The organism is Pedobacter sp., assembly GCF_037719805.1.
Taxonomy (GTDB): domain Bacteria; phylum Bacteroidota; class Bacteroidia; order Sphingobacteriales; family Sphingobacteriaceae; genus Pedobacter.
In genome coordinates this window covers 742,523-756,495 of record NZ_JBBJLZ010000003.1, presented here as the reverse complement: position 1 = coordinate 756,495, position 13,973 = coordinate 742,523, and the positions used below count along the sequence as shown (strand labels likewise).

11 protein-coding genes are annotated in these 13,973 nt (G+C 43.5%); 3 read left to right on the top strand and 8 right to left on the bottom strand.

Features of this window, described 5'->3' with window-relative positions; translation table 11 throughout:
* Positions 1-6: 6 nt before the first annotated feature.
* The 4 genes from WKF66_RS12945 to WKF66_RS12930 form a co-directional block, all read right to left on the bottom strand.
* On the bottom strand, positions 7-1,587 hold the full coding sequence (locus WKF66_RS12945; RefSeq protein ID WP_489674881.1) for a hypothetical protein: 1,581 nt from the start codon (positions 1,585-1,587) through the stop codon (positions 7-9).
* A 200-nt stretch (positions 1,588-1,787) separates the two neighbouring features.
* Entirely contained in the window at positions 1,788-2,285 is a 498-nt protein-coding gene (locus WKF66_RS12940) for an SRPBCC family protein (RefSeq protein WP_489674880.1), read from the bottom strand.
* A complete protein-coding gene (locus tag WKF66_RS12935; RefSeq protein WP_489674879.1) occupies positions 2,275-2,601 on the bottom strand; it encodes an ArsR/SmtB family transcription factor in 327 nt (108 codons plus the stop codon). The genes WKF66_RS12940 and WKF66_RS12935 overlap by 11 nt, the downstream gene beginning before the upstream one ends.
* 380 nt (positions 2,602-2,981) lie before the next feature.
* Positions 2,982-5,234 (bottom strand): S41 family peptidase, encoded by a 2,253-nt coding sequence (locus tag WKF66_RS12930; RefSeq protein WP_489674878.1) that lies wholly within the window; start codon positions 5,232-5,234, stop codon positions 2,982-2,984.
* 227 nt (positions 5,235-5,461) lie between these two features.
* Here WKF66_RS12930 and WKF66_RS12925 point away from each other — a divergent pair, with 227 nt between their 5' ends.
* The 3 genes from WKF66_RS12925 to WKF66_RS12915 are packed head-to-tail and all read left to right on the top strand — an operon-like array spanning position 5,462 to position 9,451.
* Positions 5,462-6,253, top strand: coding sequence for a 2Fe-2S iron-sulfur cluster-binding protein (locus WKF66_RS12925; RefSeq protein WP_489674877.1), 792 nt, complete (start codon positions 5,462-5,464; stop codon positions 6,251-6,253).
* Between the two features lie 19 nt (positions 6,254-6,272).
* A complete protein-coding gene (locus tag WKF66_RS12920) occupies positions 6,273-7,265 on the top strand; it encodes an FAD binding domain-containing protein (RefSeq protein ID WP_489674876.1) in 993 nt (330 codons plus the stop codon).
* A 20-nt stretch (positions 7,266-7,285) separates the two neighbouring features.
* A complete protein-coding gene (locus WKF66_RS12915) occupies positions 7,286-9,451 on the top strand; it encodes a xanthine dehydrogenase family protein molybdopterin-binding subunit (RefSeq protein ID WP_489674875.1) in 2,166 nt (721 codons plus the stop codon).
* Here WKF66_RS12915 and WKF66_RS12910 read toward each other — a convergent pair.
* From WKF66_RS12910 to WKF66_RS12895, 4 genes are all read right to left on the bottom strand, one after another.
* Entirely contained in the window at positions 9,448-9,741 is a 294-nt protein-coding gene (locus tag WKF66_RS12910; RefSeq protein WP_489674874.1) for a hypothetical protein, read from the bottom strand. The genes WKF66_RS12915 and WKF66_RS12910 overlap by 4 nt on opposite strands.
* Positions 9,742-9,991: 250 nt before the next feature.
* The gene (bla, locus tag WKF66_RS12905) at positions 9,992-10,885 is read right to left on the bottom strand and encodes a class A beta-lactamase, subclass A2 (protein ID WP_489674873.1); all 894 of its coding nucleotides are present in this window, start codon (positions 10,883-10,885) and stop codon (positions 9,992-9,994) included.
* Between the two features lie 19 nt (positions 10,886-10,904).
* Positions 10,905-12,443, bottom strand: a complete 1,539-nt coding sequence (locus WKF66_RS12900) for a carboxylesterase/lipase family protein (RefSeq protein WP_489674872.1) — start codon at positions 12,441-12,443, stop codon at positions 10,905-10,907.
* A gap of 15 nt (positions 12,444-12,458) precedes the next feature.
* On the bottom strand, positions 12,459-13,847 hold the full coding sequence (locus WKF66_RS12895; protein ID WP_489674871.1) for a glycoside hydrolase family 30 protein: 1,389 nt from the start codon (positions 13,845-13,847) through the stop codon (positions 12,459-12,461).
* Positions 13,848-13,973 lie beyond the last annotated feature (126 nt).

Sequence of the window (13,973 nt, the reverse complement as noted above, 5' to 3'; positions counted from 1 at the left end):
AAATCTTTATTTGGGATCAATTGAGATGCCATTTTTCTCACGGATAAGCTGGAAAAGGTGATCAGGCCGAACGACAACGTAGTCTTCATTTAACGAATTAGCTACATTTTTAAAACTTGTTGGCGATATGTTAGTCCAGGGTTGCGCCTGAATGATCAAGAAACGTGGTGAGGATCCATTCCAACCCTTAGCTCCCTTAGCGATATGATCTTTCATTGCTTGTTCAGTCGTACAGTAGTTACAGGCAAGCGCCATTCCCGGTAAACTATTGTTATAGATAGTGAGTCCGCCACCAGTATTCTGAGCAGTTACCCCAAGTAATGATGGTGCCTGACTTGCGAAGACCTTCCCAACATTTGGATTAATCCCGCCAACGATGGTGTTCCAAATCGTAATCACCCGCAAACCCGCACGCTTGTTATAGTCTTCGGTTTTAGCAACAAAGCGTTTGAGCAAACTTTCATCAGACCACGTATTTGGATAGGTATACCCATACCCGGACGGGCCTGAAATCAAATTATCGTTAACCGTGGAAGTTTTCCAGTAATAGTTCAACGCTGCAGGCATCGCATCCAGCATCGCGGGCGAAACCGTCCATCCCATCGGGACTTTACCGCGGTCTGGATTGTCCCAAAGCTTACGCATCAAATGCTCCGTATATTGTAAATTGTCTCCATCACTCAACACGAAGGCAACATATATTTTATTTTTAAGTGTTGGTTTAGGAGGTATGGGCTTAGTATTTACAACTCTAGAGGTTCCACTATGCACCGTTAAATTAGAACACCAATCACTAGCTATCGTTGCAATTCCGTATTTGGAAGCCCGCTCGACTCCTGGCGCTTCTTCGGGCCACCAGCCCATAAAACTTGCCCCTGGTGACATGGAAGCCAAAAATTTGTTCAGCAATTCACTTTCAGCAGCTATTTTAGGATCTAGCCAGATCACTGCAGCACCTAAGGCGACTGCATATTCACGGAGCGCTGCTTTATGTGCATTTGGATTGAGTCCGATGAGCAGACGGTGATCAAGACTTGGCCAATAGTTATCATAGAGTGATTGGTAAACTTCAAGCTTGCTGCTGAAAGTCCCCTGCAAATCATTAAGAACTAGCAAGTTATAAGGAGGAGCAGTTAACTTGGACAACAACAATGGTGAGGCAATCAGTGCCCCTTTATTCTTGGCAAGGACCGTAGCTAAATTTATGGTATGTATCTGGGAAGGATCATAAACGATCAACCCTGAAATCTCTGAGCGGTACTTCAAAATGAGGTCCCATTTGTCGGCAGGTTCAGACCACTTTAAACCAAAGGATTGAAGCCAGGTATAAGGCCCTTCGGCGAAAGCATCACCTTCATAGGAGAAAATACGTGGTTTAGTTTTGTTAACGATTCCCTTTAGCGATGCAAACAGGTACATCTCTGCTGCGGATTTTGTAGCGTTCTGACGGAGCATAATTAAATCCTGGACTTTCGCAGGAGCTCGAAAAGAAGGTAGCAGCTGACCGGCTGGCCATTTGATTTGACCCATTGACGGCATAACAAGCAACTGAAGCAAAAGAAAGCATAAAGCTTTAGTTATAAACAAATTAAGCTGTTTAATCATTTTATCCGCTATTTGCTAATATGATCAAAGATACGTTTAAATCTTTAATAAACACTCGTCCTCCCGGTGAAGACCGGGACCTCGGACTGGGTGCACTTGGATAGTCCGAGGTGCTGAAATAAATCCAGCATGACGGTATTGCTAAGACTCCTATAAGTGACGAATCAGTGCAACTGTAAATGCTATTTTTGCGATAGTGTCAGCAATAGATTTTCCAGAGCGTCCATGGTCATTTTGTAACCTTGTTTGAAACCATCAAGTAGGCTTTCCATTCGCTCGAAAGATTCATTGAACACCGTAATACTCACTTTTGTGATACCGTTTTCTTTGCTGAAGGTATAATCCCATTCAGAGCCCGGCAGTTGAGGGTTTTCCTCTTCGTCTGCAAAAGCATTGTGCATTTTAAAATTGGTTTTCGGAGTAATAGAGGTATAGGTCTGTATCGCCCAGCTCTCCTTGCCCTCAGGACTCACCATCGCATAAAACCTCTTCCCTCCCACTTCAAAATTCATGTATTTAGTTTTGGACAAATAAGGAGCAGGTGCCGTCCATTGATCTAGAATTTCGGAAGTAGTGAAAGCATCCCAAACCAAAGAAAGTTCGGCCTCAAATTCTCTAATTATCAATACCGTTTTTGCTGCTTTGTCAACGGTGAACTCAGATTGTAGGTTATTTTTCATCTTTATTAGTTTTCAGGGTTAATAGCACTTTGTCGAGTTGATTGAATCGAGTGTCCCACATTTGCCTGAACTGGGCTAACCAGTTATCCAGCTCTTGCATTTTCTTTGGCTCGAGGTGATAATAGATTTCTCTGCCCGATTGCTCAGGTCTAACTAATTCGCATTCCTGTAATACCTTAATGTGTTTTGATACCGCTTGCCGGCTCATATCAAACTTTTCAGCCATCGCATTGGGCGTTAACGCTTGAATGGCAATTAAAGTCAGAATAGCCCGTCGAGTTGGGTCAGCTATGGCCTGGAAGATGTCCTGTTTCATTTTCAATACTAATTACGCAACCTTACGGTTGCAAATATAAGTGCAACTTGTGAGTTGCGCAAGTATTTACGTTAATATTTAAAATGTGAGGTTTACGCCTTTAGAGGCCATACATCAACACATAAGTCTCTCTGAGATTTTAGTGTTTTGGCGAACACAAAGAAGTGGCAATGACAGGTTTAAACCCGGTCTTCCTGAATTTATTTCAGGACCTCGGCATAACTGTACCACCCAGTTCGAGGTTGCGGCCTACGCCGCAAGGACGAGTAGGATAACCTGTCATTGGTAATTTATTTCAGCACCTCGGAATAGCGATGCCACCCAGTCCCAGGTTGCGGCCTACGCCGCAAAGACGGGGCAGGATAACAAGTCATTGGTATTTATTTAATCAGTTCCAAAGCTTTTTCCATAAACTCATCCCTGCCTTCTGCCACTCCTTTGATGGTTTCCTTCACAAGCACGTCCGGTTGTATGCCGATACCTTGCAACTGACTTCCATCCTGCTGTTTTACATTCATACCGGTGAAGCGAATGGTATATCCTCCTGGCAAAGGAAAGGAAGTCACATTGCCGTTAGCCCCGGCTGTTGGTTGTCCAACGATAGTCGCAAGCTTATACTGTTTGATAAAGCCCATATAGCTTTCAGCATAACTAACCGCACCACCGGCAGTCAAAAAGATAATCTTAGCATTTAAATGTGGCTTTGAGGGTTCCATCGACCAGCCCATCGACTCATAGGTTACACCTTCGTAATCAGGCCGTGTGATTTGAGGTACAAACATCCATTTATTGTCGTCCTTAACGGTTAAGAGGTAGTTGATAAATTCATTGTTGTTCCTTGGATACCCTCTGAGGTCGCATATAATGGCCTTTGCAGATTCAAGCTCCGGTAAACGGGCCTTAATTGCTTTCATTTCCGTGGTACCAATGTTAAGGTAATAAACACCGTTGTCCATTTTCTTAATGGTTGTGGTGTCAATCTTGCTTCGTACGCTACCGCGTTGTAGCCGAAGCTGTTTTTCTTCCCCATTGGCCGACAGGTAACTGAGCGATAGCTCAGATCCTTTTGCGCCGTTAAAAAGTTGCGGCAATGCCCTTACATCTTTCCATTGTGCAGATCCGGAGGTGGTGCTTCTCACTGCCTCAAATCTTTCCATTGCAGGTTTGCCGTCAATCTTTGTAATGATGTCTCCGGGCTTAAGACCCAGATCTCCTTTGGCACCCGGCAAACTGTCAACCTGAGCAATCACCAATTTACCCTCAACGTATTTCGCTGACAGTGGAACGTTATAGCTATTTAAATAATTACCACCACTGATATAAACGTGACCATCTTTCAATTTTTCGGTCATTATGCCCAACAATTCTAAATACTGATCTGAAGTTTTTACCTCATATGCTGCGCTTAAAGCTTTCGGCAATTGAGCAGGCCAATCTGATTTGACTTCCTGGTGGTATGGATAAAAGTGCTGAAAGATATTCCAGGCAATCATCACACCTGTTAAGCGTACGTATCGGTCCTGATCGCTAAACGTCTCAGGCTGTGCCTTCGCTATCTTTTCATTCAGGATTTTCAATTTCAGTGGATTAGCAATTGGAAAGGTGGATTGCTCATCCCCCATTAATACCAAGGGCGCAATAACGGTAAGGTCATTGCCGACTGATTTAGTAACAGTTGCACCAAACGTAGCCTTTACGTCAAACAATTGCTTTTCGACTTTATAAACGGTATTGTCTGTAATGAGCAGGGCGGTTTTACCGTCCGGAATATCCTGATTAACCATCCTATAATTATATCCGCCTGAACCGATCCTCCAGTCGTTCGGTTTATCGTTATCAACCAATTCAAAAGATGCGTTTTTAATGGGCACATTGGTCCATTTACCGTTCTCCTCCACTTCGAGTTTGAAATTATCAACCCACATTTTGCCCATTCCGCTAAGAAATGCACCAAAAACAATGCCTTTGGCATCTTCATCCACAAGCCCAATGGTTTCATACACCTTCCATTTGTCACTTTTGATGGGCCTGGCATCCATGTTATCAAAGAAACCCATTTTATCAGACTTGTCTACCCTTAGCCACATCTGCGCTTGTCCGCTGCTCACTTCCGCTTTAATGTTTGAACTCAGGCGAATCCATTTACCCTTAAAAGGTGTCGCGTCCATGGAACTGGTTACATTGCCAAAACCCTGGGTATTCATATCCATTGTAGCAACGTTCCTGTTGGTTCTGATGCTTTTATATAATCCTGGTCCAACTCCATGACCATAATGTTGCCAGGTAACTTGCTTAGGGTATGCAGAACCAGCTGGTGTGATGGACTTGAGATCAAAGGCTGTGGCTTCTTTTAGTCCGGAAATCCTCACCGAGGGTGCAATAGGATTAAACAGTGAGTTTAGTTTTTCTTTCAGGGCTGTGCTGTTCTCAGCGTTTTCAACCTCCTTAACACCATAATATAAAAACTGTTCCCAATTGACTTTAGAAGCTTCTTCGGAAGGGTGAAAGTATCTGACATAGCCATAGACTTTTGAAAAGGTACTGAGGTTGGCCACCTTCTGTTCTTTGCTGACCTGTGCGTTTGTGTGGTAGGAAATGAATAGAGCAACCACAAAAAGAGAAATGAATTTCATGTTTAATTGCGTTAATTAATTAAATACAAAGAAATCCATCTACGGCGATGAACACTTAACACTATTTAACTTAAAGATTGGCGATTAAACATAACCTTTTCGCTACAAACCAAACAACACCAGGTAACTGTTGTTAAAATATTGAGTTTCTTCCTATCAAAAACAAGGTTGCGACAATATAATGTGTCAATAACATAAATTTAATCTCCAAGATCAAAGCATCCCCTATGAAAGATTGGAACAAAAAAGAAGAATCTTACAATCTGACGGAAGATGAAAACAAAATCTTAGATCAGATCGGACTGAACGACCAGGCCTCACGAAGAAGGTTCTTAAAGCAACTATCTGCGGCTAGTTTAAGCGTTCTAGCTTCCACCTATTTTACGTCAGATCTATTTGCCACTTCAATAAAAGACCTTCCTGATGATGTTAAGGTCCTTCTTAATGAAGTAAAAGTAAACCTGCGGGTAAATAAAACGGTGAAGCCACTCACATTGGATTCCCGTACGACCTTGCTTGATGCACTTCGGGAACGTCTGGCGCTCACTGGTTCGAAAAAAGGCTGCGATCACGGCCAATGTGGCGCATGTACAGTAATTGTAGATGGCCAGCGAAAACTTTCCTGCCTTACATTGGCAGCTTCCTGCGAAGGCAAAGAGATCACCACTATTGAAGGGCTGGCAGAAAATGGTCAGCTCCATCCCATGCAACAAGCCTTTCTCAAACACGATGGTTTTCAATGTGGCTATTGTACTCCGGGTCAAATTTGCTCCTCCGTCGCACTCTTAGACGAAGCAAAGAAAGGTGATGCAAGTTATGTAACCGAAAACATAAAGGATGCTAAAGGCAATCTTATGCTTTCCGAAGAAGAAATCCGGGAAAGGATGTCTGGAAATATCTGTCGATGCGGTGCCTATAATAACATTGTTCAGGCATTTAAGGAAGTTCATTCCGGAAATGATGAAATGCCAACCTGGGAGTTTGCCACACCAGAACAAATGGCGAAAGCGAGAATCTAAGCTTGTTTAAAAAATTACTATGAGACCATTTACTTATACAGGTGCGCAGACTACCGCCGAAGCACTAAAGGCTGCAACTGCCATTGCAAATTCCCATTACCTTGGGGGTGGAACCAACCTATTGGATTTGATGAAGGAGGATGTCGAACGACCTGATCAACTTATTGAAATCACCAATCTGGAGCACAAACAAGTCATCAGGAACGAAAGAGGAGGCTTAACGATTGGGGGAATGCTTAGAAATTCGGAGACTGCCAATCACCGCGAAATACGTGCTCAATATCCATTGCTATCGATGGCGATGCTTTCAGCAGCAACTGCACAAATACGAAATATGGCTACGAACGGAGGAAACCTGTTACAGCGTACCCGTTGTCCGTACTTTTTCGAAGTATCAATGCCCTGTAACAAGCGCGAGCCCGGGACCGGATGTGGCGCATTAAAAGGCGTGAATTCCTTGCATGCCATCTTTGGCTGGAACAATAAATGTATTGCCGTTCATCCTTCAGATATGGCTGTAGCTCTGGCGGCTATTGGGGCAACTATCGAAGTCAGGAAAACTGATGGATCTTCCAGGATGATAGAAATTGCTGATTTCCACCGCTTACCCGGCGATACCCCCGAGATAGATACGAACCTGATGAAGGGTGAATTAATCACAGCGATTCATCTTCCGAAACCTGAATTCGCAGAACATTATCACTACTTAAAGATCCGGGAACGTGCAAGCTATGCTTTTGCGATCATCTCTGTGGCTGCCGGTTTACAAGTTAAGGATGGGAAAATCACCAAAATAGGTCTTGCCATGGGTGGAGTTGCACACAAGCCATGGAAACTCACCAAGGCAGAAAACTTCCTGTTGGGAAAAACTCCTGATCAAGCAAGTTTTGAAGCAGCAGCCAAGCTCGCGATGAAAGAAGCAAAGCCATTAGAAGACAATAAATATAAAGTAGAAATGGGTGAAAAGGCTATCGTAAGAGCGCTTACCCAAGCTTATCAAAGAAAAGCCTAATCCAAATAAAGAACATTAGTATGAAGACAGTAAATGCATCGGGAGTAGGAGAAGCAATTGATAGAGTCGATGGTCGCCTGAAAGTAATGGGTATGGCTAAATATACTTCAGAATTCTCAGTTGAAAATGTAGTATATGCTCAGGGCATCAATAGCACGATTGCGAAAGGCAGAATAACCGCTATAGATACATCTGAAGCGAAAAAACAAAAGGGTGTATTGGAAGTGATCACCCATTTGAATGCGCAGAAATTAAAGGCTTTTGACAAAGAAAGGCCCTCATATACATTGACTACCATAGCACCATTATTGCAGAGTCCGGAAGTGAATTATTACGGTGAATTTGTTGCTTGTGTGGTTGCTGAGACTTTCGAACAAGCTCAATATGCAAGCAGATTAGTGAAAATAACCTATGAGGAAGACAAGCCTGATATCCATATCGATAAAAATAAAGATAAGGCCTATAAGCCAGACGAGGCTGCGGACTATTCAAGGGGTAATATGGACGCCGGTATGCGGGATGCAGAGATTAAAGTGGAAGAGACTTACACCACTCCTATCGAACATCAGCACCCGATGGAACTGCATGCAGCAATAGTTTCCTGGAATAATGGTCATGTTAAAATGTATGCGAATCAGCAAATCATGCATGAAGCCACGATTGCTGTCGCTGATACATTTATGATCCCCAAAGAGAATGTCCAGATCATTGCACCTTATATAGGCGGTGGTTTTGGCTCCAAACTACGCGTAAAGAAACACATCATCTTAGGCACTATGGCATCTAAGATGTTGGGTCGACCAGTTAAAATTACCGTCACCCGACAACAGATGTTCACCAATACGGGGATGAGACAGTTTGATGAACAGGTGATGCGAATAGGTGCTAAGAAAGATGGATCCTTAACGGCATTGGCTCACAATACTACCTCCCACTGTGCTGTTGATCTTCAATACTACGAAGCTTGTGGCAATGTTTCAAAGATGCTTTACAACACGCCGAATAATGAGATTACCCATAGATTGATCCCTTTGAATCTTCAATGTCCGGATTCTATGAGGGCGCCAGGCGAAGCGACTGGAAGTTTTGCGCTGGAGTGTGCGATGGATGAGATGGCCTGGAAGCTGAAGATGGATCCCATCGAATTCAGAATAAAGAATGATACCCAGGTTGATTTGGGAGCAGGTAAACCATTTTCATCGCGCTTATTGAAAGAGTGTTTAAGAATCGGAGCTGACAAATTTGGATGGCAAAGCCGGAATGCACAACCCGGCACTAAACAGGAAGGAAACTGGCTGATCGGTTATGGAGTGAGTGCTGCTTCTCGTAATGCACCCTATAAAAAGACCTCTTCAAAAGTTATCCTGGAACTTAATGATACAAAGGTTCATGCCACCATTCAAATGGATGCGACCGACATAGGTACCGGTAGTTATACGATCATCGCACAAACCGCATCAGAGTATTTAAAAATTCCAGTGGAGCAAGTGACGGTAGAGCTGGGAGATTCCAAGTTTCCAGTTACGCCTGGCTCAGGGGGATCTTGGGGAGCGGCATCCTATTGCAATGCTGCACGTGTTGCCTGTCAGAACGCTATTACAGGACTAAAGAACAAGAAAAGTATAAACCAAAGTCTGGAAGTATCGGTAGCAGAACTTTTAAAGCAAAATGGGCTGAATAAGTTTGAGGCTGAAGGAACCGCAGAGCCTTCGGAAGAATTCAAGAAGCATTCTGTCTTCTCATTCGGGGCAAATTTTGCCGAAGTATGGGTGGATAAAGATACTGGAATGTACCGCATTAAGCGGATGGTAAACGTGGGTTCTGCAGGAAAAATAGTCAATCCTAAGACTGCCTATGGTCAGATCATTGGTGGGTTAACCATGGGTGCGGGAATGGTATTGGCCGAACAGTCAAAGGTTGAACCCAATTTCGGTAATTTCATCACTCGTACTTTAGCGGATTACCATGTGCCTGTGAACCTGGATATGGCTAATATAGATGTGATTTTTTTGCCTGAAGAGGATAAGATTGCAAATGATATGGGAATAAAAGGTATTGGTGAATTGGGAATTACTAGCGTTGCCGCCTCTATAGCCAACGCAATCTTCAACGCCACTGGGAAACGAATGCGGGATTTACCAATTACTCCTGAGAAGCTGGTTGTGGCGAAGGCTGAGCGTTTCTAGCTAAGCCACCCTTCCTGAGTTTCAGCATATTCTTGCCAAACCTCTGTGAGATTTTCTAGTGCGTCTTGTGCGTCATTATAATCCACATATTCAATGGAGATCATATCGTTGATCGCCTCTTTCTCGAAGTCTTTTTTATTGGGGTTGAAAATATATTCATATCTCAAATTCAGATCTACTTTTAACACATTAGTTGGCCCAAGTGTGGTGCTTGTATTTAATCTGATTGCTTTTATTCTGGATAAATCTATACTGAAACCTGAAACGATAATAATCTTTGATTTTTGCATGCTGGTAATTTCGATCTTTAATAAAACTTGTATCTGACTCTATAAACGGAAATTATTGAAATATAGCGTTGGAGCCTGTGAAACTCAGTTCCATTTCGAAATCGAAAGTAAATAAAACTTACGCTATGATCGACTCATTTGGGTTATTGGTCGCATTCTGTTACAAAACTGTGAAGCAAAAAACGAAGCGTTTCACATAAGGCGGGTAGCTGTGTGCGCCATGTCCATGGCCATCAAGATTATTCAAGCATTAGCTAGCTCCGTATTTCTCAAAGGAAGCTTTTGCAAGTTCGGCGATTATACGATCATTAACCACTTCAGATTCACTGGACATCGTAACAAATGCCGAGATGAGCATGTGGTTTCCATTAGGCAATACCACTAAGCCGATGTCATTGGTCGCATAAGTAAGCCCATTACCATCAGTGCCGGAATAACCGGTTTTATGTGCGAGTAATGTCCCAGGAGGCAACAAGCCTTTTAGCTTTTTAGGTCCCGACGTCGACACCTGCATCACCTTCATTAAATAGTCAGTCGAACTTTTATGCAACACCTTTCCCTGAGCGAATTTAAGGAGTAGTGCTGTCGCAGATTTGGGCGTGCTGTAGTTATTAAACTGCATTTTATAATCCGCATGCATTTGCGCTTCTGTACCTACGATTGCTACTTCGAGTATTCCAAGGTGTTTAATATAGCGATCCACAATACTGGTCCCGCCAATAAGTCCAAATAAAATATCACAGCCATTGTTATCGCTTTGCCCTACCGTATATCGTAACAGCTCATCAATAGTGACGTAGACATTTCCATCAGGGTATTTATCTCTTAAGGGGCTATGCGTATCCGGATGTAAGTCCATTTTTTTCAACAATACCTTTTGATCGAGCTTAAGCTTCCCATTATCTACCCTATCGAGAACCGCCAAAGCAAGGTGGAACTTATAGACACTTTGCATTGGAAATCGACGGTCACCGTTCAACGAGATCGTATCGCCGGTTTCCATAATTTGTACCGAAAAACCAACAACAGCCTTCCGGAAACCTACGATACTGTCGAGTTTCTTAATAAAGGTGCGGTCTTGAGCTGCTGCAGAATCTGCAAACAAGAAAAAGCATAAGACAACACTGCAAATTGTTTTAGTCATAGGGCAATGCTTATCGCTGTTACTTATTGAAGAAAGAATCCATTAACACATACCGTCTCAAATTCCTTTCTGACTGTGACTTGCTTTCGGCATCAATGACCATGACTTTAGGTTGGCTACTTTGCAAGCCGTACCATGTTGGCAGACTTCCACCATTCGGGTTTCCGGTTTTAACAAAATTAACGAAGTAGTTCTGCATGGTTTCCGAAGCTTTGTAGTCGTCAGGCGTCCAGGCATAGACTTTATTAGTAGACAGGTTGCCCAGCGAATATTCAATATCAGACGCATGAGAAGCGCCAATAGCATGATCTACCGTGCCCGCTGGAGCATTAGCCATCACCGGACGCTTTTTAGCAAACAGGTATCGGTATACCGGGTGCCCGTTCGTTTTGCTATGCAGGTCAATAAACTTCCAGGAAGCATAGGCAATAAAGCGATCCGAAGCCAGATCCGTCGCTACCTGCCACACGTCGCCATCGGTTGCAGGGTTGTAAGCTTTGAGAATTTCCTCTGCACGCTCGCCATATAACTTTTGCACTGCGGCTTTAAAGTTCCCGATCGTCGGCTCTGCTTTCCCTAACACATCTCCAGCGCCAGATTCGGCAGTAGTCCAACCAGCTAGAAGTGGTACATCCATTTGCTTGCCAGTGGAGAATATTGCCTGCGGAGATTCAGGTAAAAAGTAGCCATCAATAGTGAAGGGGAAACTTGCTCCAGCTGAGATTTTTAATAAAGAATCAGCAGGGAGTTTACGCAGATCGGCTAATGATTTCGCTTTGATACCAGTTGCAAACTTAACTCCCCTTTGCTCGGCATCCGCTAATGGTGCCGGCGACAAATTGCCAAGAAATGCGCCGCTTTGGCCTATCGCACCGATAAATAAGCCTTTTGATAACGGCGATGCCATTTGTCCGCTTACCGACATGGAGCCTGCAGATTCGCCTCCGATAGTTACTTTATTAGGATCACCCCCAAAAGCCGCAATATTTTTCTTCACCCAAACCAATGCCGCGTGCTGATCCATCAAACCATAATTGCCTGAAGAATGATGAGCTGACTCAGCAGTTAGCTCAGGGTGGGCCATAAAGCCGAATATTCCTAAGCGATAATTGACGGTAATGGTAATAATTCCTTTTTTAGCCAAAGCTTCACCATCGTAACGGTACTCCGAGCCGTCGCCTGCACTAAATCCTCCTCCATAAAAGTAAACAAGTACCGGTAACTTTTCCGTTGGCGATTTCGCTGGAGTCCAAATATTCAGGTACAAGCAATCTTCACTTTTGCCTGCACTTCTAAACATCATATCACTATAAATTGCACGTTGCATTGCTTGTGGGCCGAAATGATCGGCCTGGCGAACACCTTTCCAGTTTAACGGTGCCTGCGGCTCTTTCCAACGCAAATCGCCAACTGGTGGTTTCGCAAAGGGAACGCCTTTATAAGAAACTACCCCGCTTGCTTCGGGAACCCCTTGAAGTATGCCGTTAGTTGTTTTCGCTTGTTGAGCATAGTTTTGCATGGACAGTACGGATAGTATAACCACTAATATCTTCTTCATAAACAAATTTATAATTTACCAAACGTAAGTTGCAACTGATGCTGCAGTTAATTGCGCCGTCACCGTTTTATCTTTCAACACTATTTTAAAGGTTTTCGCCGAATTGCCTTTGTTGGCAACGACTAAGACAGTCTTACCTTCGGGCGTAGTAAATGCGACGTTTGATAAGCCATCAGGCATGGAACTTTCGACCCTAACTGAATTTGGAGGAATAAATTTAGACACATGCCCGATGGTGTAATAGGCCAGATTTCGAGTTACCTTATCACCATCAATAGAAATCGCACCCTGGCAACTTGCACAACCACCGTTATCAGTATGTGGCTTGTTTTGCGAATCAGCAGCTAAGTTCCATAGGATGACATTGCGACTCCAGTTGCGGGTAGCGCCAATCACGATCCGTTCTGTTGGACTCCCTACATTGAAATCGTTCCGATTAACGACCATCATCTCGGTAAAATACAGGTTCTTTTTAGGGAAGGCATCATGTACCTTGCTCATCGCTGTTATCGGTCCCGCATATAAGTGAAAGCCGGAACCATCAACATATTGATAAGCCACAGGATCTGTCATTATTGAAATCGGGTATTCCGGCGCGTCAAGGTTGTGATCAAAAAGTATGATCTTCGTCTTAAGACCAGCAGCTTTAAACGCCGGAACTAAGTTGTTCTTTATGAAGTTTAACTCCTCTTTCGCCAGGAACTGGGCGCTCGGGGTATTCCCATCGTTAAAGGGTTCGTTTTGAATAGTAACAGCATCAATGGTGATCCCATGCTTTTTCATCCCCTGGATATACTTTACAAAGTATTGGGCATAGACACCGTAGTATTTATTTAGCAGTCTGCCGCCCTGAATATTACGGTTTGATTTCATCCATAACGGCGGAGACCACGGCGAACCGAGGATCTTAATGTTAGGGTTAACCGCCAGGATCTCTTTCATCACCGGTATCACATCCTGCTCATCTTCTTTCAAAGTAAACTTTGCAAGCTTCATATCGGTTTCCCCTTCCGGCAGGTCATTGTAAGAAAAAGTATGATCATTCAGGTCAGAGGCGCCAATGCTTAAACGCAGGTAACTGATACCGACGTCATTTGCACCGGAACCAAATAGTTCCTGTATAAGTTTCTTCCGCTCAGGTGCCGACATGCGGATCATATGTTGAGCGCTTCCACCGGTAACCGCAAAGCCGAAGCCATCAACGGATTGGTACTTCTTTAATGGATCGATAGTAATGACCGGGATGTTCTCCGTAGTACCAGGGCCAAATGACAAAGGTGATTGTTTGGTAAGCAACGCGGACTTCTCGTTATTCGTTAACCACCAATTTACGGTATTCTGTGCGAAGCAGATAGAACTTAGCAGCATGCAGACTGGCAGTAATAGTAGTTTAGAGAGTTTCATGAGGTAAATTATATTTGGTTAAATGTAAAGTCGATTTTGTGAAGATAATAAATTATGCGCTTCTTCATCTTGAATTCGTCATCCCGGTGAAGACCGGGACGATCGTAAAACACTTCGTCATCCTGA